Origin of the sequence: Leucobacter sp. CX169 (genome assembly GCF_017161405.1) — a bacterium.
Lineage (GTDB): Bacteria > Actinomycetota > Actinomycetes > Actinomycetales > Microbacteriaceae > Cx-87.
In genome coordinates this window covers 1,840,591-1,865,846 of the sequence record NZ_CP071051.1, presented here as the reverse complement: position 1 = coordinate 1,865,846, position 25,256 = coordinate 1,840,591, and the positions used below count along the sequence as shown (strand labels likewise).

The 25,256-nt window shown below is 66.2% G+C and carries 26 protein-coding genes, 1 tRNA gene and 1 other RNA gene; 14 read left to right on the top strand and 14 right to left on the bottom strand.

Annotation, left to right across the window (positions count from 1 at the left end; genetic code table 11):
* Positions 1–50: 50 nt before the first annotated feature.
* Positions 51–527 (top strand): SsrA-binding protein SmpB, encoded by a 477-nt coding sequence (smpB, locus tag JW030_RS08510; RefSeq protein ID WP_188044117.1) that lies wholly within the window; start codon positions 51–53, stop codon positions 525–527.
* Positions 528–650: 123 nt separating this feature from the next.
* Here the strand turns inward: smpB and JW030_RS08505 are convergent, their stop codons facing one another.
* Both JW030_RS08505 and JW030_RS08500 read right to left on the bottom strand, forming a co-directional pair.
* Positions 651–1,829 carry a serine hydrolase gene (locus tag JW030_RS08505; RefSeq protein WP_188044116.1) on the bottom strand — a complete coding sequence of 393 codons (1,179 nt, stop codon included), beginning with the start codon at positions 1,827–1,829 and terminating at the stop codon, positions 651–653.
* A complete protein-coding gene (locus JW030_RS08500) occupies positions 1,826–3,286 on the bottom strand; it encodes a cytosine permease (RefSeq protein WP_188044115.1) in 1,461 nt (486 codons plus the stop codon). Before JW030_RS08500 ends, JW030_RS08505 begins: the two co-directional genes overlap by 4 nt.
* A gap of 116 nt (positions 3,287–3,402) precedes the next feature.
* Between JW030_RS08500 and JW030_RS08495 the strand changes: the two genes are divergently transcribed.
* Complete coding sequence (locus tag JW030_RS08495; RefSeq protein ID WP_188044114.1) at positions 3,403–4,074, top strand: TetR/AcrR family transcriptional regulator; 672 nt, start codon at positions 3,403–3,405, stop codon at positions 4,072–4,074.
* 84 nt (positions 4,075–4,158) lie between these two features.
* Positions 4,159–4,530, top strand: a transfer-messenger RNA (tmRNA) gene (gene ssrA, locus JW030_RS08490).
* 61 nt (positions 4,531–4,591) lie between these two features.
* On the opposite strand, the gene JW030_RS08485 is transcribed toward ssrA, so the two are convergent.
* Both JW030_RS08485 and JW030_RS08480 read right to left on the bottom strand, forming a co-directional pair.
* Positions 4,592–6,265 carry an FAD-dependent oxidoreductase gene (locus JW030_RS08485; RefSeq protein WP_223159749.1) on the bottom strand — a complete coding sequence of 558 codons (1,674 nt, stop codon included), beginning with the start codon at positions 6,263–6,265 and terminating at the stop codon, positions 4,592–4,594.
* Between the two features lie 141 nt (positions 6,266–6,406).
* Positions 6,407–6,853 carry a DUF3054 domain-containing protein gene (locus JW030_RS08480; protein WP_241095388.1) on the bottom strand — a complete coding sequence of 149 codons (447 nt, stop codon included), beginning with the start codon at positions 6,851–6,853 and terminating at the stop codon, positions 6,407–6,409.
* A 93-nt stretch (positions 6,854–6,946) separates the two neighbouring features.
* Here JW030_RS08480 and JW030_RS08475 point away from each other — a divergent pair, with 93 nt between their 5' ends.
* Positions 6,947–7,432: a MarR family winged helix-turn-helix transcriptional regulator gene (locus JW030_RS08475; protein WP_241095387.1), complete on the top strand. Its 486-nt coding sequence runs from the start codon at positions 6,947–6,949 to the stop codon at positions 7,430–7,432.
* 37 nt (positions 7,433–7,469) lie between these two features.
* Here JW030_RS08475 and JW030_RS08470 read toward each other — a convergent pair whose 3' ends face one another.
* From JW030_RS08470 to JW030_RS08450, 5 genes are all read right to left on the bottom strand, one after another.
* A complete protein-coding gene (locus JW030_RS08470) occupies positions 7,470–8,279 on the bottom strand; it encodes an inositol monophosphatase family protein (RefSeq protein WP_188044112.1) in 810 nt (269 codons plus the stop codon).
* Between the two features lie 101 nt (positions 8,280–8,380).
* Positions 8,381–8,593: a hypothetical protein gene (locus JW030_RS08465; RefSeq protein ID WP_188044111.1), complete on the bottom strand. Its 213-nt coding sequence runs from the start codon at positions 8,591–8,593 to the stop codon at positions 8,381–8,383.
* A gap of 76 nt (positions 8,594–8,669) precedes the next feature.
* Positions 8,670–9,050 carry a hypothetical protein gene (locus JW030_RS08460; RefSeq protein WP_188044110.1) on the bottom strand — a complete coding sequence of 127 codons (381 nt, stop codon included), beginning with the start codon at positions 9,048–9,050 and terminating at the stop codon, positions 8,670–8,672.
* A gap of 371 nt (positions 9,051–9,421) precedes the next feature.
* Positions 9,422–9,619 (bottom strand): hypothetical protein, encoded by a 198-nt coding sequence (locus JW030_RS08455; RefSeq protein ID WP_188044109.1) that lies wholly within the window; start codon positions 9,617–9,619, stop codon positions 9,422–9,424.
* Positions 9,620–9,677: 58 nt separating this feature from the next.
* The gene (locus JW030_RS08450; RefSeq protein WP_188044108.1) at positions 9,678–9,944 is read right to left on the bottom strand and encodes a GlsB/YeaQ/YmgE family stress response membrane protein; all 267 of its coding nucleotides are present in this window, start codon (positions 9,942–9,944) and stop codon (positions 9,678–9,680) included.
* A 626-nt stretch (positions 9,945–10,570) separates the two neighbouring features.
* Between JW030_RS08450 and JW030_RS08445 the strand changes: the two genes are divergently transcribed.
* Positions 10,571–10,846 (top strand): hypothetical protein, encoded by a 276-nt coding sequence (locus tag JW030_RS08445; RefSeq protein ID WP_188044430.1) that lies wholly within the window; start codon positions 10,571–10,573, stop codon positions 10,844–10,846.
* 34 nt (positions 10,847–10,880) lie between these two features.
* Positions 10,881–11,048 carry a hypothetical protein gene (locus JW030_RS08440; protein ID WP_188044107.1) on the top strand — a complete coding sequence of 56 codons (168 nt, stop codon included), beginning with the start codon at positions 10,881–10,883 and terminating at the stop codon, positions 11,046–11,048.
* A 232-nt stretch (positions 11,049–11,280) separates the two neighbouring features.
* Here JW030_RS08440 and JW030_RS08435 read toward each other — a convergent pair.
* From JW030_RS08435 to JW030_RS08425, 3 genes are all read right to left on the bottom strand, one after another.
* Positions 11,281–11,353 (bottom strand) — tRNA-Lys (locus JW030_RS08435).
* Positions 11,354–11,491: 138 nt separating this feature from the next.
* A complete protein-coding gene (nhaA, locus tag JW030_RS08430) occupies positions 11,492–12,772 on the bottom strand; it encodes a Na+/H+ antiporter NhaA (protein ID WP_188044093.1) in 1,281 nt (426 codons plus the stop codon).
* Positions 12,773–12,932: 160 nt separating this feature from the next.
* Positions 12,933–13,148, bottom strand: a complete 216-nt coding sequence (locus JW030_RS08425; protein WP_188044092.1) for a hypothetical protein — start codon at positions 13,146–13,148, stop codon at positions 12,933–12,935.
* A gap of 115 nt (positions 13,149–13,263) precedes the next feature.
* On the opposite strand from JW030_RS08425, the gene JW030_RS08420 reads away from it, so the two are divergent.
* The 5 genes from JW030_RS08420 to ilvC all read left to right on the top strand — a co-directional run bounded on the left by JW030_RS08420 (position 13,264) and on the right by ilvC (position 18,775).
* Positions 13,264–13,497, top strand: a complete 234-nt coding sequence (locus tag JW030_RS08420) for a hypothetical protein (protein ID WP_188044091.1) — start codon at positions 13,264–13,266, stop codon at positions 13,495–13,497.
* A gap of 110 nt (positions 13,498–13,607) precedes the next feature.
* The gene (gene ilvD / locus JW030_RS08415) at positions 13,608–15,302 is read left to right on the top strand and encodes a dihydroxy-acid dehydratase (RefSeq protein ID WP_188044090.1); all 1,695 of its coding nucleotides are present in this window, start codon (positions 13,608–13,610) and stop codon (positions 15,300–15,302) included.
* 42 nt (positions 15,303–15,344) lie between these two features.
* Positions 15,345–17,153 (top strand): acetolactate synthase large subunit, encoded by a 1,809-nt coding sequence (locus tag JW030_RS08410; RefSeq protein WP_188044089.1) that lies wholly within the window; start codon positions 15,345–15,347, stop codon positions 17,151–17,153.
* 3 nt (positions 17,154–17,156) lie between these two features.
* Positions 17,157–17,666 carry an acetolactate synthase small subunit gene (gene ilvN / locus JW030_RS08405; protein ID WP_188044088.1) on the top strand — a complete coding sequence of 170 codons (510 nt, stop codon included), beginning with the start codon at positions 17,157–17,159 and terminating at the stop codon, positions 17,664–17,666.
* Positions 17,667–17,749: 83 nt separating this feature from the next.
* Positions 17,750–18,775 carry a ketol-acid reductoisomerase gene (gene ilvC / locus JW030_RS08400; protein ID WP_188044087.1) on the top strand — a complete coding sequence of 342 codons (1,026 nt, stop codon included), beginning with the start codon at positions 17,750–17,752 and terminating at the stop codon, positions 18,773–18,775.
* Between the two features lie 85 nt (positions 18,776–18,860).
* Here ilvC and hrpB read toward each other — a convergent pair whose 3' ends face one another.
* Together hrpB and JW030_RS08390 are read right to left on the bottom strand one after the other, a co-directional pair.
* A complete protein-coding gene (gene hrpB / locus JW030_RS08395) occupies positions 18,861–21,506 on the bottom strand; it encodes an ATP-dependent helicase HrpB (protein WP_188044086.1) in 2,646 nt (881 codons plus the stop codon).
* Between the two features lie 46 nt (positions 21,507–21,552).
* The gene (locus JW030_RS08390; RefSeq protein WP_188044085.1) at positions 21,553–22,437 is read right to left on the bottom strand and encodes a mechanosensitive ion channel family protein; all 885 of its coding nucleotides are present in this window, start codon (positions 22,435–22,437) and stop codon (positions 21,553–21,555) included.
* Positions 22,438–22,595: 158 nt separating this feature from the next.
* Here JW030_RS08390 and JW030_RS08385 point away from each other — a divergent pair, with 158 nt between their 5' ends.
* From JW030_RS08385 to serA, 3 genes are all read left to right on the top strand, one after another.
* Complete coding sequence (locus tag JW030_RS08385) at positions 22,596–23,093, top strand: hypothetical protein (RefSeq protein WP_188044084.1); 498 nt, start codon at positions 22,596–22,598, stop codon at positions 23,091–23,093.
* Positions 23,090–23,422, top strand: coding sequence for a hypothetical protein (locus tag JW030_RS08380; RefSeq protein WP_241095385.1), 333 nt, complete (start codon positions 23,090–23,092; stop codon positions 23,420–23,422). The genes JW030_RS08385 and JW030_RS08380 overlap by 4 nt, the downstream gene beginning before the upstream one ends.
* A 116-nt stretch (positions 23,423–23,538) precedes the next feature.
* Positions 23,539–25,131 carry a phosphoglycerate dehydrogenase gene (gene serA / locus JW030_RS08375; protein WP_188044083.1) on the top strand — a complete coding sequence of 531 codons (1,593 nt, stop codon included), beginning with the start codon at positions 23,539–23,541 and terminating at the stop codon, positions 25,129–25,131.
* Positions 25,132–25,256 lie beyond the last annotated feature (125 nt).

Below are 25,256 nucleotides of genomic sequence, written 5' to 3'. Positions count from 1 at the left end.
GGGCGCTCGCTGCTGGGCGCCCGCGGTCGCGATTGTCAGGAGGGACCAGGATGCCCAAAGAAACCGGGATAAAACTCGTCGCTTCGAACAAGAAGGCGCGGCACGACTACCTCATCATCGACACCTATGAGGCGGGGATGGTGCTCACCGGCAGCGAGGTGAAGTCGCTCCGCGAGGGGCGTGCGTCGCTCGTCGACGGGTACGTGTTCATCGAGAATGGTGAGGCGTGGCTCGATGCCGCCTACATCCCTGAGTACTTGAACGGTTCGTGGACGAACCACGCGCCGCGGCGCAAGCGAAAGTTGCTGCTGCACCGCCAGGAGATCGACAAGCTCCATATGAAGACCCGCGAGGGCGGCATGACGATCGTGCCCCTGCGCCTGTACTTCTTGAACGGGCGCGCGAAGGTCGAGATCGCGCTTGCCAAGGGCAAGAAGGAGTACGACAAGCGTCAGACGCTGCGAGAGCGGCAGGATCGGCGCGAGGCCGACCGTGCCATCTCGAGCCGGAAGCACATGGGGGAGTAGCGCTATAAGAAATTGCCCATTTCTGGGTAATTTCGCGCTACTCCCCGCAGCCGTCTCGGCTGCGGCCGCGCTCAGAGAAAGCGCCCATTTCTGGGCAATTTCGCGCTACTCCCCGGTCTCTGCCTACAGTCGGTCCAGCGCGCGGCTGACGTCGAGCAGGATCCCGTCCTGTTGGCGGTCCCATTCCGAACCGGTGGGATCCGGCCAGGTGGAGAGCTTGACGATGACGGAGTCGGTCAAGGGATCGAGCCAGAGGTTCTGGCCGTGGATGCCGATGCCGCTGACGTTGCTTCGCTCGTTCCCGGTGGACCACCACTGGCGGGTGTACGAACCATTCGGGTAGAACGACGTGTAGCCCTCGTCGGTCATGGCTTTCTGGTTTCCGCCGGCGAGCACGCTCTGCGCCCATGCCTCAGAGACGACGCGGCCGCCCGGAGCGACGCCGCCGTCGAGGATCAGCCGCCCGACCCGTGCCAGGTCACGCGCGGTGCATGAGATGCCGCCGTTGGCGTAACCAAACCCGACCCGGTCGACCGTGAGAGTCGCGTCGAGATCGGCCCCCAGCTTGCTCCAGAGGCGCTCGCTCAGGGCATCGACATAGCGCTGGCCCGTTACCCGCTCGATCACCCAGGCAAGCACGTCGGTGTTCGCCGAGCAGTACTGGAACTCGCCGGTGCTGCCGTTCCCGCGTAGCGTCGTGAGGAACTCGGTATTGCTGAGCGGGTCGCCGGGCAGGGGGCTCCGCCAGCCGGCCGCCCGATCGTGGGTCTGCACCTCCGAGTTCGGGTCGGTGTACTCCTCGCGGTAGTCGATCTGGATCTCCATGTCGAGCACCTGCTGCACGGTCGGACCGTCATACACCGAGCCGGTGAGTTCAGGGACGTACTCGGTGACCCGACACCCGGGGTCGAGGAGCCCGTCGAGCACGAGGGATCCGATCACCGTGCTGCAGAGCGACTTTGACACGCTCATGAGGAGGTGGCGGTCGTCTGCGGCTACGCCGGGGCCGGAATATTCCGCAACGATCTCGTCCCCACGCAGCACGAGGAACGCGTTCGTGTAGGTCGCTGCGAGGCGCAACTCAAGGTCGGGGACCTGTGTGGTCAGCGCCTGCAGGCGGCTCTGCGTCACGTGGGCGGCCGGTCGAGCGTGTCGCGAGATCGTCGCGGACGGCACGAGCTCGCCCAGGTGGCTGAATGCCCACCGACTTTGGGGCGGATCCTGCCAGCCGTCGAGGCTCGGCTCACCAGCAGGCGCGCCGGGATAGCGTGGGGTGTGCGGCAGGCCTGAACCGCGGGTCATGCCGCAACTCGAGACGTCGTCGCGGTCAGGGCACGCATGGATCGGCGCGAGCACACGGCGTAGACGAGTGCGGAGACCGCGAGCCCCACGGGCACCGACAGGTCGATGTAGCCGATCGCCACCGCGAGCGGGCCGGTCCAGACGTCGGTGGAGAGGAAGAGGGCGGTGGCGATGCCCCCGGCCAGCGCGGCGGAGATTCCGGGGATGCCGAATCCTCCTGAATACCAGAACGGCCCGCCGGGGGATTCGTCGAACAGGTCGAATCCGTTGTAGCGGTTGCGGCGCAGGAGGATGTCCATGACGTATACGGCCATGGTCGGCACCGAGATGATCAGTAGGAACTGCAGCATGAGGTTCACCGCATCGATGAGGCTCGTGGCAAGCGCCAGCACGATGGTGAAGATCGTCCCGAGGACGCCGATCGTGATCGCGGAGGGGATGCGCTTCATGCGCACCCCGATGGACTGGAAGACCATGCTCGCCGTGTAGGTGGTCATGCCATTGAGTGCGATCGTGTTGACGATGACGCCGAGGACGAAGATGGGGCCGAGCCATACGGGCAGCATCTCGAGCAGCGGGTACTCGATGCCGAAGGCGAGGTCTTCCGGTTTCACTGCGGTGCCGAGCAGCGCACCAACTGAGGTGAAGAAGATGCCGGGGAGCGCACCGCCCAAGGCGGTCGCCGCGACGATGTGCGACGGCTTCGTCTCGCGGGGCAGGTAGCGGGCAAGGTCCGCGCTATTGGAGAACGAAAGTGGCGACGATGCGAGGATCGCGAAGCCGATGCTCACCGAGGTCCACAGTGCCACGCCCTCGAGCGGTTCCGGCTGGGTAAAGGCCCAGTCGATGTTCGGCAGGATGAAGCCGACGACGAGGACAAAGATGGCCAAGAGGACCGCCGTGACGACGGTGTACGCGCGGAGGATGAGCGCGTGACCGTAAACCGCGACGAGCACGGTGATCGTCGACACGACGACGCTGACAAGAAGAATGTTCAGGGTGTCGTTCGCCCAGCCCATGCGGCGCAGCAGCTCGGCGCCCATAAAGGCTGAGGCCACCCAGTTCAGCGCCAGGAAGACGCCGGAAATGAACCAGCCGTAGAAGGCAATGATGAACTTGTTGCCACGCACCCCATAGATCGCGCGGGTGATGACCGAACCCGAAGTTCCCGCCGAGGGTCCGCTGATGGCGACGATGCCGGGGAGCACCCAGAGCAAGGAGGCGGCGATGATGACCAGGATCGCCTGCCAGATCTCGAGTCCGAGGACGAGCGTGAGCGTCGCGCCCATCGTGAATGCCAGGACGCTCACGTTCGGTGCGGCCCAGACGGCGAACAGGTCGCGGGCGCGGCCGTGACGTTCAGCGGGCTGAATCAGCTCGATGCCACGCGTCTCAGGCTGAGTCGCTGACTCGAGCGGGCTCTGCTCGGCTAGGCCAGAGGTGGTGGGAGGTGTCACGAGGGATCCTTTCGGCGCCAGCGCGCCAGGAACCCAGTGGTCGGGAATCGAAGCGACGCTGCTATTGGTTGCAAGACCAATGTCTTATTGAGCACTTATCCAATATGATGCTGGGCATGGTGTCAAGTTCGCAGGTGACCCGGACCCGCAAGCGTCCGGAAGAGCGGCGCGCCGAGATTCTGGCCGAAGCGGCGCGCATCGCTCTCGCCGAGGGATTGGAGAAGGTCACGCTGCGCGCAGTCGCCGATCGACTGGGCGTTCGACCCGGCCTCATCAGCCATTATTTTCCGGCGGCAGAAGACCTCGTCAACGCCGCCTTCGCGCTCGCGATCGGCGAAGAGCGCGCGCACCTGTACGGGGGAGTGGGATCCGCTCTGCAGCGCATCGCCGAACTCGTGGCGCGGGTTGAGGGCGGGCGCGAATCGGGTCTTGATCGCCTCTGGCTCAACGCGCGCCACCTCTGCCGCTTCCGTCCGGCGCTTCGCGATGTGCTCGAAGAGCAAGAGGCCCTCGATCGCGATCAGCTGATGGCGATCATCGCCGACGGAGTCGCCGCGGGGGAGTTCGAACTGATCGATCCGTTCACCGCGGCCGTCGAAATTCTCATTGCGGTTGACGGCGTCGGAGCCTACGCGAACAACGACCAACCGTTTGAGCATGTATCGTTCACCCGCTACGTGCGCACTGCGACGGAACGTGCGCTCGGTCTTGCGCGTGGGGGCCTCGACCAGGCAATTGAGGCGCACGTGCGCGCCCGCGCGCTGGAATCTCACAGCGACCCGCGCTAGCATTGAGGAACCGGTGAAAGCCGGGTTGAAAACTCCACAGTGCATGATTCATTCGACCTCCCGGCGGACTTGTCCGCCACACTCGGGGCCGATCGGTTTCGACACGTCGTTGTGAAACCGTGGGAAGCGGGTCGAGGATGCGAAGTTATCTCGTAAACGCTCTTCGCAAAACATAGGTGCAAACGCTAAGCGCACCGACTTCGCTCTCGCCGCCTAAGGCAGAGTAGAAAGTCCGTCAGACCGGGTGTGCCCCTGCCCCGGATTCTGGCGTCATTAAGGGGGCTTGCTCACGCACTGTGTCTCAGGGTGTGTGGGGACTTTTTCTGTGGCTGGGCCTGTCGTCCTAGATGTTCGTGACAAAGGACGGGGCCGAGTAGAACGTTTCCACGAACTACACCCGTAGAAGACACGGAATTGCCGAAGTGGACCGGGGTTCAATTCCCCGCGGCTCCACGAGTCTTGAATGAATCATGCACTGAGGTGAGAGGGGGTGGGGCGTAAGCCCCACCCCCTCTTCTTATGCCTGCGAGCTGCGAGCGGCGCCCGTGCCCTCGCCGGCACCCTCGAGCGCTGCTGTTGCCGTCGCACGGACACCGGCCTTCCAGGTGAGGAAGCCGCCATCGAGATTCAGGGCGTCGATCCCGAGCTGTCGGAGCAAGCGAGTTGCCGTGTGTCCGCGTTGCCCCACTTGGCAGTGCACGATGACCCGGCGCCCTGCGAGCTCGCCATGGCGCTCGCGCAGATCGTCGACCGGAATGTTCGTCGCGCCAGGAATCGTCTCTCGAGCGAATTCACCCGCCGAGCGCACGTCGATCAGGAGCGCCCCGGCGGCGAGCTCGCTCTCGAGCTGATGCCACTGAACCGCAGGGCTCGACCCGTTGGCGCGCCCCTCGGCCACGTATCCGAGCTGATTCACCGGGTCCTTTGCGGATCCAAACTGGGGAGCGTAGGCGAGTTCGAGCCTCGAAAGCGCCGAGGCGGTGATGCCGCCCGCGATTGCCGTTGCGATCACATCGATGCGCCGCGCGGCGCCCTCGGTGCCTACGGCCTGCGCGCCGAGAATCTCATCGGTCTCGCTGTCCACCAGGAGCTTCAAGGTCAGGGTCGTCGCGCCAGGATAGTAGCCGGCGTGCGATGACGGGTGGATGTGCACCGCATGGTGCGCCCGACCAGCGGCGATCAGGCGCCGTTCCGACCAGCCCGTGGACGCTGCCACCAGGCCGAACAATCCGATCACGGAGGTTCCCAGCGCCGGTGCGGCGGTGGTCTCCATGCCGGCAATCGTGTCCGCGGCGGCGCGGCCATGCCGATTCGCGAGCCCAGCGAGGGTAACGATGGTTGTCTGCCCGTCGACGGCATCCACCTTCTCCGCGGCATCTCCGACGGCCAGAATTGCCGGATCGCTCGTGCGTTGCTGCGCATCAACGACGATCCCCCCGGACGGCCCAATGGCAAGTCCAGCCGCTGCCGCCACCTGGGTGTTCGGGCGAACGCCGATCGCGTTCACGACCATCGCCGGCCGGTGCGTGCTTCCGTCGCTCAGGACGACTTCCCCGGCCTCGATGCGATCGACGCGGGTACTGAGCCGCAGGTCGACCCCATTGTCGCGGAGCCGATCGGTGAGGAGCGCCGCCATCTCTGGGTCAAGTGGAGCGAGGACCTGTGGCGAACGCTGTACCAGTGTGACCGGAATTCCGCGGTGGACGAGGTTCTCGGCGACCTCGAGTCCAATGAACCCCGCCCCCGCGACGACGACTGGGGTGCCGGGTGTGGCGTCAAGCGTCGCGAGCATCGTGTCAAGCTCGGGGACGGTGTGTAGCGCGACCACGGGGACGCTGTCATCGCTCGGCAACCTCACCGGTGAGACGCCGGGGGAGAGGATGAGTGCGTCGTATGGTTCGATGCGAGTCTCGCCGCTCAAGGTATCTGCGACGAGGATCTCGTGGGCCTCGCGATCGATGCTCAGGACCTCGTGGTTTACTCGCACATCGAGGTCGAACCGTTGTGCGAGCGATTCGGGAGTCTGCAGCAGCAGTGACTGGCGTTCCTCGATAACGCCGCCGAGCGCATACGGGAGCCCGCAGTTCGCAAACGAAACGTGAGGGCCACGCTCGAAAATGACGATCTCTGCCTGCTCGTCAAGCCGGCGAAGTCGCGTTGCCGCAGACATCCCCCCTGCGACGCCACCCATGATAATTACTCGCACCAGAGTCCCTTCCGTTGGATACCTGGACTTTAGTGTATACCCCCGGGGGTATTTTTCGGAAGGGGTATCCAGGGCCAGACGGCGGTCTCGCGGGTGTGAGCGGTTCGCCTGCTGCGGGCCGTGACCTTAACGGCTGCCTGCCGAAGGCCGGCGAAGCCGGCGCGCGAGCGCGGCAATGCCCCGCCAGCCCAGCAAGAGAACCGCGAGAGTGATGGTCGCGACAATGATGAACGGGAGCGCAGCCCCTTCGCCTGTACCCAAGCGGAGCAGCATGCCGATGGCGACCGTGCCGGCCCAGAGGGCGACACCGGGCCACACGATGCCGAGCGGGCGGCGCCAGGCGCGAGTCGCGGCCCAGGTGATCACGAGCCCGACGAGGAACGGCCAGGCGGTCGCCCACACACCTGTGACGTCGAGCATCTCGGCGTGGCTCGCGCGCCCGGTGACCGCAAACACGACAACGAGTAGTGCGTCGAGCACACACGGCAGGAACGCGCCGAATCTCGCACGGATCGACGGATTCATGGGGGTCGAGGTGTCGGGAATCGGCGAAGCTGCGGGCGCGTGGGACATGCCGAAAGTCTACGCACGTGCGGCTGGGCCCCAGAGCCGGTTACTCTGAAGTGAGTGCCGGAACTCCGGCAGAGACCGCGAGAGGGAGACGCCGTGACTGACGATGCGCAGCCGAACTGGCTGAGTCCTGATGAACGTGCGCTCTGGTTGCAACTCGTCAGCCTCTCGATGCTGATGCCCAGTGCAGTCGAAGCGCAGCTCAAGCGCGAGGCTGGCATGAATCTCTTTGAGTATCACGTGCTCGCGATGCTGTCCGATGCGCCCGAGCGTGCTCGATTGATGAGCGACCTCGCCTTCCACACCAACTCGTCGCTTTCGCGGCTCTCTCACGTGGTCACACGGCTCGAGAAGCAGGGCTGGGTGCGTCGTGAGCCCTGCGCGAGCGACAAGCGCGCAACCAATGCGGTGCTCACAGACGCGGGCTTCGCTCAGCTTGCCGACTCGGCGCCCGAGCACGTCGGCGAGGTTCGCCGCCTGGTGTTTGACGCACTCGATCCGTCGAAGATCACCGAGCTGAGTGCCCTGTTGCAGCCGGTGCTCGATCAGATCGACCCCGAGCGGCGACAGATCCGCGACTAGTCGGCAGGATGGGCCATCGGCCCAGCCGAGCGCGGGCTCAGCCGTGGGCGGGCTTCGCCTCCGCGACACACTCGATCACCGCGGCGTGGAGTGCGCCGTTCGTCGCGAGTGAGCTGCCGTTCCACGCGCTCTCGTTGCCGTCGATATCGGTGAAGCGGCCGCCGGCCTCTCGAACGATGGGCACGAGGGCCGCGAGGTCGTACGGCTTGACATCGAATTCGGCCACGACGTCCACCAAGCCCTCTGCGAGCAACATGTATGACCACATGTCCCCGTACGCTCGATCGCGCCACACGGCCCGGCTGAGTGCGATGAGCGGCTCGAGGTATCCCGCGAGGTCCCACTGCTCGATGCTCTGGAAGCTGAGAGAGGCGTGCTCGAGCCCCGAGACGCCGGAGACGCGGAGTGAACGGGGTGCCTCGCCCGTCGCCTGGCCCCAGGCGCCGCTACCCGTCTCGGCCCACCAGCGGGCGCCAAACGCGGGTGCCGAGACGACCCCGACTGTCGGGTCGCCGTCGACCTCGAGCGCGATCAGCGTCGCCCAGTTGGGGACGCCGCGGAGGAAGTTCGAGGTGCCGTCGATGGGGTCCAGGATCCAGCGCCGCGTACCCTGGTCGACGCGCCCCGATTCTTCGCCGAGGAAGCCGTCGCCGGGACGATCCTGCTCGATGCGCGCGCGCAGGGCCGCCTCGACGGCGCGATCGGCGTCGGTCACAAAGGTCCGGTCGGGCTTCGTGTCGATCGCGAGGTCTGCCGAGCGGAACCGGTCGAGCGAGATCGCGTCGGCAAGGTCCGCGAGTTCGAGCGCGAAGCGCAGATCTTCCGAGGGGGCGGGGGGATGCGCCATGACGAACTCCTTCAGTAATTCACTGGGAAGTCTAGCCAGACGGCGCTCTTTGGCGGACCCGACAGGCCCTCGTTACCCGTTGTTCACCCCGAGCGGGCGGGCTAGGGTACGGCACGGTCCGCGGTCCGGAGATCGGGGTGGATTGCGACCATGCGGCGCTCGGTGGCGATCGGATGCCAGGTCATCAGGAGGAACCGTGCCTCGCCCGCGGTCGAAGTGACCCGCTGCACGATCGCCTTGGGCTGGTGTGCGCTCTCGCGCATGATCACCCAGGTGTCCGCATCGACCTGAATGGGCTCGCGTGTGTCGGCCATCGCTCTCCTCAAAAGTAACTCGAGGTGATCGTACGGTGGGGGTCCGACATGTGAGTCCAGCGGGGTAGGCGGGACGCTAGGAGGAGTTGGCCGAGAGGACTGCAGCAAGGGCCTGCTTGCCGACGGCGGGATCAGGGCCCCAGCTGAACTCGGATATCCAGATGTTCCCTCGGAAGAGGTGCGTGAGAAAGTTGGGGCCGAGCCCCTGGACGGGGCCGTTGGTGTACAGGGCCACGTCCCCCGCGAGTTGGTGTGCGAAATCAGAGTCGTTCAAGGCGGCAGTGAACGTGGCCTTCGCCGGGTCAGTGATCTCTGCGACGACGATCTGTACGAAGCCGTCCGAATTCGGGATACCCCAGACGCAGGCCTGAGATTGAATGGCGTTGCGGAGGGTCTCGGCAGCTACGGGGCCCGTGTGCGCGCTCGCGAGGTCGGAACCCTCGAGGGGAATGAGCACGTACCGATCGTCGCCCACCAGCGCACGTACGTCCTCGAGTGGGACGAGCTCGTCACAGCTCGGGATGCGAATTGGCTGCGAGTTGGGGGATGGCTCCTGTGAAGCCGTGGGCGAGGGAGTGGCCGCAGGGCCGGGAGGGGCCGCAGGCGGCTCCGGTGGGGGCGCGGCGCAGGACGCGAACCCGAGTGCGAGAGCGCAGCCGGATACGGCGACGAGGGCCAAGGACAAACGCGACGGTGCCATGCGGCCGAGAGTAGTCGACGCGAAGCCTGTCCCGGCGCAAGCTCGCAGGGAAGGGGGATCACGATTCGCGTGTGCCGGAAACACGCAGAAGGCCCGAGATCGGGATGATCTCGAGCCTTCCGTGCGACTTACTTGTCGCGAAGGTCTTCCTTCAACTCGTTCTTCAACCTGACCGAGTCGCGTTCCGCTTCAGCCTTCTTGAGGTCGGCTTCAGCATGCAGCTCATCAATCTTGTCCTTCGCTCGATCTACGCCGTCCTCGACGGATCGGCTGATCTTCTTCGCTGCCGAATCAGCGGCTTCTTTTGCATCTTCAAGAAATCCCATGGTGTCCTCCGTGTGGTGTCTCAAGCGCCGCAGAGTGTCAGTGTGACGGTCATGCACACTATGTGGTCCGTTTGCGCCCGACCGTCAATCCCCAGATGAGCAGTACGACGATCGAACCACCAATCGCGAGTGCCCACGTCTGGAGCGACCAGAACTCTTCAAGCGATGCGCCGAAGATGAGCGAGCCGAGCCAGCCACCGAGTACTGCCCCCACGACGCCCAGCACGAGCGTCGCAATCCAACCCCCACCTTGTTCGCCGGGCAGGATGGCCTTCGCGATTGCTCCAGCGATGAGGCCAAGCAAGATGAATGAAATGAATCCCATTTTTGCTCCTTTCGGGTTACCCAACATCGTGCCGAAGGCTCGACTCGGAAGCGGAAGTCTTTGTGGGGACTGCACAAATCTGCAGAAACTCGGTCTCCAAGGATGTTGCAAACCGGAGAAATTCGATCTCCTGGTTGCCCGGTCTACTCATGATCGCTACCGGGTTTTCGAACCTGGGTGCTGTCGCAATGTGCGGCGATGTGGCCCTTGACGGGGATCGGAAGCCTGCTCAATAGTGGTGGGACACCGCGAGGTCAGGAGGAAAATCGTGCATCGCAGCGACCGTTCAGCACCACACACTGTCCCCGACGAAGCAGCGAACGACGTTGCAGAGCGGCCGGGTACTACACAGGTTCCACACGAGCATGCGGACGAGCTCGCGGACGAATGGGGCGAAGATTCGTTCCCCAGCAGCGACCCCCCTGCGCACTACTAGTCTGCGCCGTCAAGCGACCGGATCCCGGTGACGGTTGGCTGTGTTGCCCCCGTCTTCCTCCGGGAGGATGGGGGCACCTTTCTGTGCATGTGGCGGTGAAGTATTCACCGGTGCCCCGGGTTCCTTCCGCAGGGCTCGCTTGCCTGGCTCGAGAGAAAGGTCGTCGCTTCGGGTGGCGTGCACGGAAACAATGGTCGTCGGCCTGCACGGTGCATATGGCCGCGAGAGGGGTCGTGAATCCTGTCGAATCCTGGCAGTCTCGTTTCTGCTCCCGTTCCAGGCGTACCGTGAAGGCATGTGGATCGTGTTGCTTGTGCTAGTGGTGGCTTGGGTGATCCTCGCCATCGTGGGGTTTGCCATCGAGGGGCTTCTGTGGCTGGGAGTGATCGGCGTCGTACTCGTGGTCGGGACGCTGCTGTTTGGCATTCTCAAACAGCGCGATTCACGGAAAAAGACTGTCGCGTAGTCGCTCAGGCGAAGCGGGAATGGAGAGAAGAGTCATGAAGACAGTCGGCGAAGGTCTCAAGCGGGCCGCTGAAGGAACGAAGAACGTTACTGATAAGACCGTCAACGCGGTGGAATCGAAAGTGAACGAGGTCACCGACATCATCGAAGACGCGGTTCACGATGTTGGCGAAAAGATCCATAAGGCCGCAAGCAAAAAGTAGCAGCAGGTTCTGCCCCCACCTCCATGGTCGGAGTCTGGGCGTCTTCTGCCGATCACCGTTCGAGACTTGCTCCGACGTGGGGCGCGGTGTGCGGCACTCGGTTCCGGTGTTTCCGCGGGATTGGTCCCGTGGGTGAGAACGATTCACTCGCAAACCGGGAATCAGTGAAGACCATCGATAACCCGGAAAAACAAAAAAGGCCCGAGATCGTGATGATCTCGGGCCTTGTCTGTGCGCCCCCCCGGACTTGAACCGGGAACCCATTGATTAAGAGTCAATTGCTCTGCCAATTGAGCTAGAGGCGCCTGTTTGGGATCTCCCCGAACAAGGTAAAACTCTATCATCGGGTCGGGCGCAAACGAAATTCGGCCACTCTTCCCGGGCGTGCCGCGGCCCTTTTCCCCGTGAAATCGGGGGAGGTGGGCCGCGGCACGCCCGATGTTCTAGGTCCGCTCGATTCGTGCGAGTTGCTTGCCGCCCGCCTTCGAGCGGCGCACGAGGAAGAGTGCGGCGACGCCGATGGAGAGCAGCGAGGCCACCATGACGGCGACCCGTGCAGTGTCCGCCTCCTGGGGCGATTCGAAGCTGAGCTCGGTGACGAGCAAGGAGACGGTGAAGCCGATTCCGGCAAGGGCCGCGACGCCGAAGAGCTCTCGCCAGCGAACCGATGGGTCAAGCTCGGCCTTGGTGAACCGGACGAGCAGCCATGTCATCAGCGCGATGCCGATGGGCTTGCCGATGATCAGGCCGGCCAAGATACCCAGCGAGATGGGGTGGAACGGGAACCCGCTCGCGTCTCCGAGCGCGACGCCCGAGGCAAAGAACGCGAAGACGGGCACGGCAAACCCGCTCGAGATGGGCCGGAAGCGGTGCTCAAACTCCTCGGCAAGCGCCGTCTCGTCGCGCCCGCGAACCGGCACGGCGAAGCCGAGCAGTACGCCGGCGATGGTGGCGTGTATGCCGGAGGCGTGTACGAGGGACCACGTGAGCAGGCCGAGGGGGAGCAGGATGACCCAGGGGGCCCAGGTGGCGCGGGCGAACCAGGGCGCGAAGCGGTGCGCGAGGAAGAAGAACAGTCCGAGGGGAATGAGGGCCGCAACCATCGGCAGCCAGGCGAGGCCGCTCGTGTAGACGATGGCGATGATGATGATCGCAATGAGGTCGTCGACCACCGCGAGCGTCAGCAGGAACATCCGCAGCGCCGCGGGGATGCGCGGCGCCAGGAGCCCGAGTACGGCGACGGCAAACGCGATGTCGGTCGCGGTGGGAATCGCCCAGCCGCGCACCTCGGGCGTACCCCAGTTGATTGCCGCGTAGATCAGGGCAGGGATAACGACCCCGCCGAATGCCGCAGCGACCGGGACGACCGCGGTGCGCACCTGGCGCAGGTCGCCCGTGACAAACTCGCGCTTCAGCTCGAGCCCGGTCAGGAAGAAGAAGATCGCGAGCAGTCCGTCAGAGGCCCACGCGCCCAGCGACAGGTTAAGGTGCAGCGCCTCGGGGCCAATCTTGAAATCTCGCAGCGCAAAGTATGGATCGGCGAGCGGGCTGTTCGCGGCGATGATCGCGAACACCGCCGCCACGAGCAGCAGGATCCCGCCAGTGGCCTCCTTGCGCAGGATCGCGGCGACCCGGCCGGACTCGTTCAGTCGCAGGCGTGAGCTCAGTCGTCGAGGGCGCCTGCCCGACGAATTCGGGGTGGGCGTCGCGGGGGGCTTCGTCATCAAGTCTCCTGAATCGTTTCGCGAGCGGGGGTCCGCTCAGCGCACGTCGACCAGACTTCCCGACACACCAGGGTCAATCCTAGCGGCCTGTGACGCACGGGCCGGGAAGCAGTTCTCGTCGCACCCGTTGCGGCAGGATCCTGCCGGTTGCCGGGAAGGGCTAAGGGAGGCGCCGCTCGCGCTGAGGCGACTCAGGCTCGTCGTCGTCGAGCATGGATACTGACGCGATGGCCAGGATCACGCCGGCGGCCCAGACGCCCCAGACGACATATCGGCGCCAATCGGTCGGCATCTGCTTGGTCTGCCGTGCGGTGCTGTAGGCCGCCGCCACCGCACCGATGACGCCGAGGTTCGTTACGTACTTTCCGATCGCCATCGACGTTGCTCCTCCGGTCGTGCTGAGCCCGGAACTTCGGGCCTGATCTACGCTACGCTAGTCGCGCACCCAGCATGCGGTGTAGAAGACTGTCAAGAAAGGTCGTCGGTTCACCATGGCGAAGCAGGACAACGTGGCACTGTTTGAAGAAAGTTCGCAAGGCGCGGTTGGGGCAACCACCGCCATCGTCTTCGTGCTGTCGCTCGTACTGACCTTTGGCGGCATGGTGCTTTCCAGCTACGCCTTTGGCGCGGCGAGCCTGCATATTGAGATCTTCTCTGCCGGTCTGGTGGCCACGATTCTGGGGATGCTGATCCCGTTCACCCTTCTTCCCGCGCTGCAGAAGTAGCGCAGAACGCCGCCGAATCCTCGTGTTCGGCAGCGCGTAGGGCCCGTTTGTAGCTTGCAGGCGGGCCCTACGTGCGTCTCGGGGACTGTCGGCATGGATAGACTGGCGCCATGGCAGAGATCGACATGAAGCCGCGCAGTCGCGACGTCACGGATGGAATCGAGAAGGCTGCGGCCCGGGGCATGCTCCGCGCAGTCGGAATGGGCGATGAAGACTGGGTAAAGCCCCAGATCGGCATCGCAAGCTCTTGGAATGAGATTACCCCGTGCAATCTCAGCCTTGACCGACTCGCCCAAGGGGCGAAGGAGGGCGTCCACGCAGGCGGTGGATACCCGATGCAGTTTGGCACGATCTCCGTGTCCGACGGCATCTCCATGGGCCACGAGGGCATGCACTTCTCGCTCGTGTCGCGTGAGGTCATCGCCGACTCGGTCGAGACCGTCATGATGGCCGAGCGCCTCGACGGGTCCGTCCTCCTCGCCGGCTGCGACAAGTCGCTGCCCGGCATGCTCATGGCTGCCGCGAGGCTCGACCTCGCATCGGTCTTCCTCTACGCGGGATCGATCGCTCCGGGCTGGGTCAAGCTGACCGACGGCACGGAGAAGGAAGTCACCATCATCGACGCCTTCGAGGCGGTCGGTGCATGCAAGGCCGGCACGATGAGCGAGGAAGACCTCAAGCGCATCGAGTGCGCGATTGCTCCCGGCGAGGGCGCCTGCGGCGGTATGTACACCGCCAACACCATGGCCTCGATCGCGGAAGCGCTCGGCATGAGCCTCCCCGGATCGGCCGCGCCGCCCAGTGCGGACCGCCGCCGCGACTACTACGCCCACCGCTCTGGCGAGGCCGTCGTCAACATGCTGCGCCTCGGCATCACGGCCCGTGACATCCTCACGAAGCCCGCGTTCGAGAACGCCATCACCCTGTTGATGGCCTACGGAGGCTCGACGAACGCGGTGCTGCATCTGCTCGCGATCGCTCGCGAGGCCGAGGTTGACCTCACACTCGAGGACTTCAACCGTATTGCCGACCGCACGCCGCACCTGGCGGACATGAAGCCGTTCGGCAAGTACGTCATGAACGACATCGACCGTCACGGCGGAGTCCCCGTCGTGCTCAAGGCGCTGCTTGATGCGGGCCTCCTGAACGGCGACGCGCTCACCGTGACCGGCAAGACGATGGCCGAGAACCTGGCCGAGCTGAACCCGGATCCGATCGACGGCGAGGTGATCCGTCACCTCGACAACCCGATCCACGCCACCGGCGGACTGAGCGTGCTGCACGGCTCGCTGGCTCCCGAGGGCGCCGTCGTCAAGACGGCCGGCTTCGACCTCGATACCTTCGAGGGTCCCGCGCGCGTCTTCCAGCGTGAGCGTGAGGCTATGGACGCGCTCACCGAGGGCAAGATCGGGAAGGGCGACATCGTCGTCATTCGCTACGAGGGTCCCAAGGGCGGCCCTGGGATGCGCGAGATGCTTGCGATCACCGGCGCCATCAAGGGCGCGGGCCTCGGCAAGGATGTACTACTATTGACGGACGGACGATTCTCGGGCGGCACAACCGGCCTATGTATCGGACATATTGCACCTGAGGCCTCGGACGGAGGTCCGATTGCCCTGGTGCGCGACGGTGACCTGATTCGGGTCGATATCGCCGCTCGAACGCTTGACCTGCTGGTGGATCCCGCAGAGTTAGCAGCCCGCCGATCCGGCTGGGCTCCGCTTCCCCCGCGGTACACGCGTGGCGTTCTCGCCAAGTACTCGAAGCTCGTACATTCTGCGTCTGAGGGCGCAATTACGGGCTAACGTCGCACGCGTCCGACACACACCTGCAACAGAAAGCCAGAGATGACTCCGGAATCAGTTTCCGCTGTTCCCACACCCGGCTCGGCACGCTCGAGCGCGCGCGGTGAACGAATGACGGGCGCGCAAGCGGTCGTCCGCAGCTTGGAAGAGCTGGGGGTGACAGACGTCTTCGGGCTTCCCGGAGGCGCGATCCTCCCGGTCTACGACCCGCTGATGGACAGCACCCGCTTGCGCCACATCCTTGTGCGTCACGAACAGGGCGCCGGCCACGCCGCCGAGGGCTATGCCTCGGCGAGCGGCAAGGTCGGGGTCTGCATCGCGACGTCCGGCCCGGGCGCGACGAACCTCGTGACGGCCATCGCCGACGCGTACATGGACTCCGTGCCCATGCTCGCCATCACGGGGCAGGTCTTCTCGACGCTCATGGGAACCGACGCGTTCCAGGAGGCGGACATCGTCGGCATCACGATGCCGATTACGAAGCACTCGATCCTGGTGAAGAACGCTGCGGAGATCCCGAAGGCGATTGCCGCGGCGTACCACATTGCCTCGACCGGTCGCCCCGGCCCCGTGCTCGTGGACATCACTAAGGACGCTCAGCAGGCTGAACTGGACTTCGTCTGGGACCCGCGGGTCGACCTTCCCGGGTATCGCCCGGTCACGAAGGCGAACAGCAAGCAGATCCAGGCCGCTGCCGATCTCATCGCCCGCGCCGAGCGCCCCGTGTTCTACGTCGGTGGTGGAATCGTGCGCGGCCGCGCGTCCGAGGAGCTCATGCAGCTCGTCGAGCTCGTCGGTGCCCCCGTGGTCACCACCCTCATGGCGCGTGGGGCGTTCCCCGACTCGCACCAGCAGCAGCTCGGGATGCCGGGCATGCACGGCACCGTTCCCGCGGTGCTTGCACTGCAGGAGGCTGACCTGCTGATCACGCTGGGCGCGCGGTTTGACGACCGCGTGACCGGGCGGGCCGAGCTGTTCGCCCCCGAGGCAAAGGTCATCCACGTCGACATCGATCCCGCGGAGATCTCGAAGATCCGTGTCGCCGATGTCCCGATCGTGGGCGACGTCCGCGACGTGATGGTGGACCTGGCGAGCGCCGTTGGCGCGATCCAGCGCGAGAGCGGACTCGCCGACCATAGCGTGTGGTGGGAACGCCTGAACGGCCTCCGCGAGGAGTTCCCGCTCGGCTTCACCCAGCCGACCGACGGTCTGCTCAGCCCACAGCACGTCATCCAGCGCATCGGCGAACTCACCGGACCCGAGGGTATTTTTGCCGCGGGCGTGGGCCAGCACCAGATGTGGTCGGCGCAGTTCATCAAGTATGAGCGCCCGAACGCCTGGCTGAACTCGGGCGGCGCCGGCACCATGGGCTACTCCGTACCCGCCGCAATGGGGGCGAAGGTTGCCGAGCCGCAGCGAGACGTGTGGGCAATCGACGGCGACGGCTGCTTCCAGATGACTAACCAGGAACTTGCGACCTGTGTGATCAATGACATCCCGATCAAGGTTGCCGTGATCAACAACTCGTCGCTCGGGATGGTGCGTCAGTGGCAGACGCTGTTCTACGACAAGCGCTACTCGAACACCGAGCTGAACACCGGTCACGGGAGCCAGCGGGTGCCCGACTTCGTGAAGCTCGGCGAGGCCTACGGTTGCCTCGCGATTCGGGTGGAGCGCGAAGACGAGATTGACGCCGCCATCAAGCTGGCGCTCGAGACGAACGATCGCCCCGTGGTGATCGACTTCGTCGTGAGCGCGGACGCGATGGTGTGGCCGATGGTCCCGCAGGGTGTTTCGAACAGTGAAGTCCAATATGCCAAAGATCACAGCCCGGAATGGGGGGATGAATAAGCCATGACTCGTCACGTATTGAGCCTCCTCGTCGAGGACAAGCCGGGTCTCTTGACCCGCGTCGCTGGCCTGTTCGCCCGCCGCAGCTTCAACATCGAGTCGCTCGCCGTCGGCCCGACCGAGATCGCGGGCCTCTCGCGCATCACGGTCGTCGTGGACGAAGCCGAGCTGCCCTTCGAACAGGTGACGAAGCAGCTGAACAAGCTCGTCAACGTCATCAAGGTCGTCGAGCTCGAAACGAGCCAGTCGGTGCAGCGCGAACACGTGCTCATCAAGGTTCGCGTTGACCACCAGACCCGCTCGCAGGTGCTCGAAGCGGTCAACCTTTTCCGCGCCCGTGTCGTCGACGTGGTCACCGATGCGCTCGTGATCGAGGTCACCGGCGATTCGGGTAAGATCGAGGCCTTTCTCAAGGTCCTCGAGCCGTTTGGTATCAAGGAGATCGTGCAGTCCGGCCTCATCGCCGTGGGCCGCGGGTCCAAGTCGATTACCGAGCGCGTCTTCAAGAACTAGTTCACTGCCGAAGGCAGACGCCTTCGGCCTCAAGCTCCGCGCCCCACCGCGCGGGTCACACCCCAACCAAGGAGAGTAATACCGTGGCAGAGATCTATTACGACGCTGACGCTGACCTGTCGATCGTTCAGGGCATGAAGGTTGCTGTTGTGGGCTACGGCTCGCAGGGCCACGCCCACGCGATGAACCTTCGCGACTCCGGCGTTGATGTCCGCATCGCGCTCAAGGCTGAGTCGAAGTCGATCCAGAAGGCGGAAGAAGCCGGCTTCACCGTCATGACGGTCGCCGCTGCTGCCGAGTGGGCTGACCTCATCATGATCCTCGCGCCGGATCAGCACCAGCGCGCGATCTACAACGACGAGATCAAGGGTCACCTGACCGCGGGCAAGGTCCTCGCGTTCGCGCACGGCTTCAACATCCGCTTCGGCTACATTGAGGCGCCCGAGGGCGTCGACGTGATCCTCGTCGCCCCGAAGGCTCCCGGCCACACGGTGCGTCGCGAGTTCGTCGCAGGCCGCGGCATCCCCGACATCATCGCGGTCGAGCGCGACGCCTCGGGCCACGCCTGGGACATCGCCAAGTCGTACGCGAAGGCAATCGGCGGCACCCGCGCCGGCGTCATCAAGACGACCTTCACCGAAGAGACCGAGACGGACCTCTTCGGCGAGCAGGCAGTGCTCTGCGGCGGCGTCTCGCAGCTCGTGCAGTACGGCTTCGAGACCCTGACCGAGGCTGGCTACCAGCCCGAGATCGCCTACTTCGAGGTGCTGCACGAGCTCAAGCTCATCGTCGACCTCATGTGGGAGGGCGGCATCGCCAAGCAGCGCTGGTCGGTCTCCGACACGGCCGAGTACGGCGACTACGTTTCGGGCCCCCGCGTGGTGGACCCCAGCGTCAAGGAGAACATGCAGGCCGTTCTCGCCGACATCCAGAATGGCGCGTTCGCTCGTCGCTTCATCGAGGACCAGGACAACGGCGGCACGGAGTTCGCGGAGCTCCGCGCCAAGGCTGAGGCTCACCCGATCGAGGCTGTTGGCCGCGAGCTGCGCGGTCTCTTCGCGTGGAAGTCGACCGACGAAGACTACGTGGACGGCTCGGCCGCACGCTAGTTTCGCAGTCTGAAAGACCCGCTCCGAGTTTCTTCGGGGCGGGTCTTTTGCGTGCGACGGCCTCCCCGATCCGCCGAGGCAACGGCTATTGGCCCAGGCGCCGCTTCGTCAGCGCTGTGGCCTGTGCGGTCCAGGGATCCTCGGGCCACGGATGCTTCGGGTAGCGGCCACGCATCTCCTTCCGAACGTCCTGATACGGGCCGTTCCAAAACGACACGAGGTCGCTCGTGACGGCAAGCGGCTTGCGTGCCGGGGAGAGCAAGTGAAACAGGATCGACACTCGACCGTCGACCAGCGTCGGAGATTCGGCGAGCCCGAAGAGTTCCTGCAGCTTCACCGCGACGACCGGGGGCGCCGCCGAGTCTTCGGCGTCGGGGTATTGAATCTGAGCCGTCGATCCCGACGGCAGCGCGAGCCGCTCGGGCGCGAGTGCGTCGAGTCTTGCGGCCTCGGGCCAGGGGAGCAGACCCCGCAGGGCGGCAGCGACGCTGATGGCGTGCAGCGATTCGCCTGCGCGAAGACCGCTGAGTGCGGGCCCGAGCCAGTCGTCGAGGTGGTGAATCAGCGACTCGTCCGTCATCGCGGGCCAGGGTGCGCCGAGCGCCCGATGAACGAGAGCGAGCCGAGCCCGTAAGGCGGTTGCAGCCTCAGACCAGCGCAGCGCAGACAGCCCGGTCGCGCGAAGCTCCGCGGCAAAGGCGGGGCCTGCGTCCTCTGCCCGCGCGGCGGTCGGTGTCGAGGAGAGCAGGATCGCGCCGAGGCGTCGTTCCTCGCGCACGCGCACGCGGCCGGCCTGGATGCTGGCGTGACGAGCTTGTGTGAGCAGCGGCCCGGCGAGGCGGAAGGCGTCGGCCTCGGCGAGGGATGCCGCGAGCCGGATCACAGCCCCGGTGCCGTCGGCTGTGCGCGCATCGCTGCGCTGCACCTCGCGCACGGCGAGCCATTCGCTTCCCAGGAGCCCGCTGCCCTCGGGCAGCGCGGCCCGTGTGCCGCTCGCCAACAAGTACGTGCGGGAATGCTCGCTGACGCGGCGCGCGATCCATTCTGGGCGGGCGAGTGCGGTGACGATCCCGGCGATCGCACCGCTGCTGGCTGGCGCGCTGCCGATGGTGGAGGTGTCCGTGCGCTCGGGCGATGGCCCGACGCTCGCTTCGGACGCGATCCCTTCAAGTCTGCGGCGCTCGCGACGCCAGCGATCCGCTCCGGGGGTGCGGCCGGTGCGGAGTTCTCTGAGGAGCGCGTGGAGGTCAGCGCCCGCGTCGCGATGGTCGTCGGAAAACGCCGCGACGACCTCCGCCGCGAGCGCGGGATCGCCGAGTTCGCGGGCTCCCGCGAGCAATGCGCGGGCCTCGCGAACGCCCACGGGCATGCGCACGACCCGGTTGCCGAGGGCCGTGACGCGCCCCGTGTCGTCCACGAGTTCGAGGGTGTGCAGCACGGTCTCGGCCTGCGCCATCGAGGCGGGCGGCGGGGGAGTGGGCAGCACGATCCCGCGCCCGCCGGGGGCGCCCCAAGCGGCCAACAGCAGCGCAGCGTCGGTGAGATCAGCGGAGGAAATCTCCGGATTCGAAGCGGCCGGCATCCGAGCGAAGTCGGTCTCTGAGTACGCGCGTACCGCGCGTCCTGGGCCCTGGCGGGCCGCGCGGCCCGCGCGCTGCTCGGCGCTGGCGCGGGAGGAACTGACCGTCACGAGCCCGGTCATGTCACGGGCCCGGTCGCGGCGCACCTCGCGCGAGAGCCCGGAGTCGACGACGAGGCGCACCCCCGGCACGGTCAGTGCGCTCTCGGCAAGCGAGGTGCTCACGACGATTCGCGCTGGCTCATCTGGGTGGGCGCGCCCCTGCACGGCGCGGTCCTGCTCGCGAGCCGGGATCCTGCCATGGAGCGGGAGGATCTCGACCGCCTGCGAGCCCGAAGCGCCCGTACGCAGGAGCCGCACGACCTCGTCGACCTCGCGGGCACCGGGCACGAATACGAGCGCGTCGGTGCCGACGGCGCGCTGCGAGGACAGCGTCACGGCGGCTAGATGCGCCAGGAACCCCCGGGTGACCCCGCGCTCGTTGAGCCGTGGTCCGTCGAACGGCGCGTGCTCGATGTCCAGCGGAAAGAGCGCCGAGGGGATCTCCACGACCTGGGCGGGGCCCGCCCCCGCTGCGGCTCCCAGCACCTCAGCGACATGTCCGGCGTCGAGGGTGGCCGACATTGCCACGACGATCAGATCATCGCGCAGCGCCCGTACCTCGGAGACGAGCCCGAGAAGCAAGTCCCCGTCGACGGAGCGCTCGTGGATCTCGTCGAGGATGACGGCGCCGACGTTCTCGAGGCTCGGGTCGGAGATGAGCCGGCGGAGCAGCACGCCGGGCGTGAGCACCTCGAGCTGTGTGTCGCGGCCGACGGTGCGCTCTCCGCGCACCGTGAACCCGACCGCGCCGCCGAGGTCGCTGCGGTCGAGCTGGGCGATTCGGCGCGCCGCTGCGCGCACCGCAACGCGGCGCGGCTGGGTGAGGAGCACCCGCGGGGGCGGCGCGTCGGCGCCCTGGCGGGCCGCGCGCTCAGCGACGAGATGTGCGACGAGGGGCGGGACGAAGGTGGTCTTGCCGGTACCGGGCGGGGCCGTCACGACCATCGCGCCGACCTGCGCCGCGCGCTCGAGTTCGGGGCGTGCCGCGGCTACGACGAGCCCGGCGCCGATCGCGTCGAGATCAAAAAAATGCCGGGCCACGAACTTCATCCTAGGAGGAGGTCCGTGGCCCGGCACGCGGTGGGCCCACGCGGGACTACTCCGCGGGTGCCTCGCTCGGGGTTTCCTCCGGGGTGGTGCCCTCGTCGGTAGGGGCGGTGTCGCCGCCCGCGAGGACGGCGTCCACCTGCTCCTGCGTGTAGCCGCAGTACTTCACTGCCTCTGACTCCCACCGCTTGGTGAGACGATCCTTGTTTGCGGCGTGAGCGTCGGCGACGGTGCCCGAGTAGATCGTGCCGTCCTGCGACTCCTTGTTGACGTCGGGCACGTCGGCGCAGACGTGGAAGACCGTGCCGGACTTAGTCCAGAACACGAGGTCCTCGCCCGTGAGCTGCTGGATCGTGTTCGACTCCGCCGAGTACTGCTCGACCGAGGGCGGGTTGATTGAGGTGCCGAGGAAGCCAGCGACGAGCAGCACGACGATGCCGAGCCCGCCCGCGAGCGCTTTCTGCTTGCCGCTCATGTCCTTGTTGAGGAAGATCAGGATGATGAGCGGCAGGAACGCGATGACTGTCACGATGGCGCCGAGCTGATTCTGCACAAAGAACCGAATCGAGTCTTCTCGCGACGCCGGGTCGAGTCGGTTCGCCTGCTTCCACAGCAGCGAGCCGGTGACGGCAAGTGTGCCAATCACGACGATGAGGAGAATGAGCAACCACATCGTGACGGGGTTCTGGCGTAGGACGCCGAAGATGGCCCAGGCCTCGAGGCCAATGGCGGCGACCCAGGCAACCCAGGCGAAGATGCGCAGGCGCGTCGCCTGCGACTTTGCCTCCGCGGTCGGCGCCCAGGTGACCCCGTTCCCGGCGCCACTCGCCCCGCCGGACTCCGTCTTCGCCGCACGCGGCGAGCCCGCAGGGGCCTCGGCCTTCGGCGCTGACTTGACGCGGACGACCTTCTTCTTCCTTGACGGCTCCGTCACGGCGGTTCCCTTCGGGTCTGTAAGTACTCACACATCTCAAGCAGGGTGGACGAACTGGTCCACCCGCTCACTGATCGAAAGACTAGTCGACAGTGGGTGCGCCCGGCAGGGGTGCCGCACCGGGCAATGGCTCAGGGACGCTTCGATAGTCTGGGAGTATGCGGAAACGGACACCACGGGAGGCGCGCGAGAGCGCTCTCGCTAGCGGCTGGACCGTCGAGGGCGACGCCCCCGAATCGGACCTGACGCCAGCGCCCACCTCACATCTGGCGGACCCAGCGCTCGGGCAGGATCCTGCCGGGGGAGAACTGGCCGACGAGGGTGCAGCCGCCGACGAGACCGACGGGCTCAGCAACGCCGCGATCGTGCTGTTGGGTGCGTTCGGCGGCATCTACTTGCTCTACTCCTGGGGTTGGTTCATCGTAGCCCAGGCATACTCCGCGGTGAACTCCTCGACAGCGGCCGGCAGCGGGATTGTCGGCGGGGTGCTGCAGCAGATCATCTTCTGGGCCGCCCCGGTGGCCCCCGCGGCATGGCTCGTTACCGCGATCCTGTTGACGCGCGGCCGCGGGACCGGCCGTCTCGCCCTCGCCCTCGTTGTCGGGGCGATCGTGCTGATCCCGCTGCCCATGCTGGTGTCGGGAGTCGTCGCGTGAGCGCGCCGAAGAAGGCCGGCTGGATCGTGTGGACGATCGGCGGCCTGGTCACCCTGATGTACGGCTACGCAGTGGTGGCGGCAGTGGGAAACCTCCTCGGTATTCCCGGCATCGCCGCGGCACTTGGACTGGGCGTCTCGGCTGCCGGCTGGGCCTGGCTCTCGCTCGGCGTCGCGCTGCCCGTACTGGTCTACGTGGTCGCCCTCGTGATCTCCCGACGGCGCCCCGGCTGGGCCAGGATCCTGCTGCTCGCGACAGGGCTCTGCGTCGTCGCGGTGCTGCAGCTCGACATCATGCACGTCATCCCGCAGTCCAGCTTCTTCGCGTAGCGCTGCCGCGCGCCCGTCACACGGCGTAGCAGCGGCATTTGGGTGCTCCGTCACGGAATATACTCAAATGGTGCCCGGGCACCCGGGACAAGTTGCCGAACCCGAAGGAATCGCCTGTGTCGAAGCCGGTCGTGCTGATCGCCGAAGTACTTTCGCCCGCAACCATCTCGGCCCTTGGCCCAGATTTCGAGGTCGTGAACGTTGACGGAACCGACCGTCCGGCGCTCCTGTCGGCCCTCGCAAACGCGGATGCGATTCTCGTCCGCTCGGCGACCCAGGTCGACGCCGAGGCGATTGCCGCCGCCCCGAAGCTCAAGGTCGTGGCCCGCGCGGGCGTCGGTCTCGACAACGTTGACATCAAGGCGGCTACGCAGGCCGGTGTCATGGTGGTCAACGCACCCACCTCGAACATCATCAGCGCCGCCGAGCTGACGGTCACCCACATCCTGGGGCTGGCCCGCCACCTGCCGCGCGCGCACCAGTCGCTGTCTGAGGGCCTCTGGAAGCGCTCGTCGTTCACCGGCATTGAGCTGTACGAGAAGACCGTCGGCATCGTCGGCCTCGGCCGCATCGGCGCGCTCGTTGCAGAGCGCCTGCGCGGTTTCGGCGTCGAGCTCATCGCGTTTGACCCCTACGTGACGGCCGCCCGCGCCCAGCAGCTCGGCGTGCACCTCGTCTCCCTGGAAGACCTCGTCGCCCGCGCCGACTTCCTCACCATCCACATGCCCCGCACTCCCGAGACGCTCGGCATGATCGGTGCCGCGGAGCTCAAGGCAATGAAGTCGACCGCCTATGTCGTGAACGTCGCCCGCGGCGGCCTCATCGACGAGGCGGCCCTCGCCGAGGCGCTGCAGGCCGGCGAGATCGCCGGTGCCGCACTCGACGTCTTCGTGCAGGAGCCCCCGGCGGACAACAGCCTCACGGGCCTGCCCAACGTCAACGTGACCCCGCACCTCGGCGCCTCGACCGACGAGGCCCAGGAAAAGGCTGGCGTCTCGGTCGCGAAGTCGGTGCGCCTGGCGCTCGCCGGCGAGCTCGTCCCGGACGCCGTGAACGTCGCCGGCGGCGCGATCGACGAGTACGTCCGCCCCGGGTTGCCCCTCACGGAAAAGCTCGGTCAGGTCTTCGCCGGCCTCGCCTCGGGCCGGATCACCTCGCTCGACGTCGTCGTGCAGGGCGAATTGCAGGAACACGACGTCAAGGTGCTGCAGTTGGCCGCGCTCAAGGGCCTGTTCGCGCAGATCGTCAGCGAGCCGGTGTCGTACGTGAACGCCCCGCTGCTCGCGGAGCAGCGCGGCGTCGCGGTGCGGCTGATCACCGAGGCCGAGGCCGAGGACTACCGCAACGTGATCTCGCTCCGCGGTGCGCTGGAGGACGGCACGCAGATTTCGGTGTCGGGCACGCTGACCGGCCCGAAGCAGATCGAGAAGATCGTCGAGGTGAACGGGTACGACCTCGAGCTCCCGTTCGCCGACCACCTCATCGTGTTCACGTACTCGGATCGCCCCGGCATCGTGGCCGCCTATGGCGGGCTGCTCGGTGAGGCTGGCGTGAACATTGCCGGCCTGCAGATCGCACGGGATGAGAAGCGCGGCACCGCGCTCAGCGTCCTCTCGGTCGACTCGCCTGTTTCGGAGGAGCTCGTGGCTCAGCTGCGCACCGCGATCGGCACCGACGAGGTGCGCGTGGTCGACCTGCTCGGCGGCTAGGTTTTCAGTTTCTTGCTCTGCCCCCGGCGCCCGCGCGCCGGGGGCAGAGCTGTTTCTGCCGAACGCGCGGTGCGGGACCGGAATCCCGGGGAATCCTGGGCGTGCGTGATACGCTGAGGAATGTG

Bases quoted from the DNA above. Each gene is read 5' to 3' on its own strand.
- smpB (WP_188044117.1), top strand. From the start codon at position 51: ATGCCCAAAGAAACCGGGATAAAACTCGTCGCTTCGAACAAGAAGGCG.
- JW030_RS08505 (WP_188044116.1), bottom strand. From the start codon at position 1,829: ATGACCCGCGGTTCAGGCCTGCCGCACACCCCACGCTATCCCGGCGCG.
- JW030_RS08495 (WP_188044114.1), top strand. From the start codon at position 3,403: ATGGTGTCAAGTTCGCAGGTGACCCGGACCCGCAAGCGTCCGGAAGAG.
- JW030_RS08485 (WP_223159749.1), bottom strand. From the start codon at position 6,265: ATGGGTGGCGTCGCAGGGGGGATGTCTGCGGCAACGCGACTTCGCCGG.
- JW030_RS08480 (WP_241095388.1), bottom strand. From the start codon at position 6,853: ATGTCCCACGCGCCCGCAGCTTCGCCGATTCCCGACACCTCGACCCCC.
- JW030_RS08470 (WP_188044112.1), bottom strand. From the start codon at position 8,279: ATGGCGCATCCCCCCGCCCCCTCGGAAGATCTGCGCTTCGCGCTCGAA.
- JW030_RS08465 (WP_188044111.1), bottom strand. From the start codon at position 8,593: ATGGCCGACACACGCGAGCCCATTCAGGTCGATGCGGACACCTGGGTG.
- JW030_RS08455 (WP_188044109.1), bottom strand. From the start codon at position 9,619: ATGGGATTTCTTGAAGATGCAAAAGAAGCCGCTGATTCGGCAGCGAAG.
- JW030_RS08450 (WP_188044108.1), bottom strand. From the start codon at position 9,944: ATGGGATTCATTTCATTCATCTTGCTTGGCCTCATCGCTGGAGCAATC.
- JW030_RS08445 (WP_188044430.1), top strand. From the start codon at position 10,571: ATGGTCGTCGGCCTGCACGGTGCATATGGCCGCGAGAGGGGTCGTGAA.
- JW030_RS08440 (WP_188044107.1), top strand. From the start codon at position 10,881: ATGAAGACAGTCGGCGAAGGTCTCAAGCGGGCCGCTGAAGGAACGAAG.
- nhaA (WP_188044093.1), bottom strand. From the start codon at position 12,772: ATGACGAAGCCCCCCGCGACGCCCACCCCGAATTCGTCGGGCAGGCGC.
- JW030_RS08425 (WP_188044092.1), bottom strand. From the start codon at position 13,148: ATGGCGATCGGAAAGTACGTAACGAACCTCGGCGTCATCGGTGCGGTG.
- JW030_RS08420 (WP_188044091.1), top strand. From the start codon at position 13,264: ATGGCGAAGCAGGACAACGTGGCACTGTTTGAAGAAAGTTCGCAAGGC.
- ilvD (WP_188044090.1), top strand. From the start codon at position 13,608: ATGGCAGAGATCGACATGAAGCCGCGCAGTCGCGACGTCACGGATGGA.
- JW030_RS08410 (WP_188044089.1), top strand. From the start codon at position 15,345: ATGACTCCGGAATCAGTTTCCGCTGTTCCCACACCCGGCTCGGCACGC.
- ilvN (WP_188044088.1), top strand. From the start codon at position 17,157: ATGACTCGTCACGTATTGAGCCTCCTCGTCGAGGACAAGCCGGGTCTC.
- hrpB (WP_188044086.1), bottom strand. From the start codon at position 21,506: ATGAAGTTCGTGGCCCGGCATTTTTTTGATCTCGACGCGATCGGCGCC.
- JW030_RS08385 (WP_188044084.1), top strand. From the start codon at position 22,596: ATGCGGAAACGGACACCACGGGAGGCGCGCGAGAGCGCTCTCGCTAGC.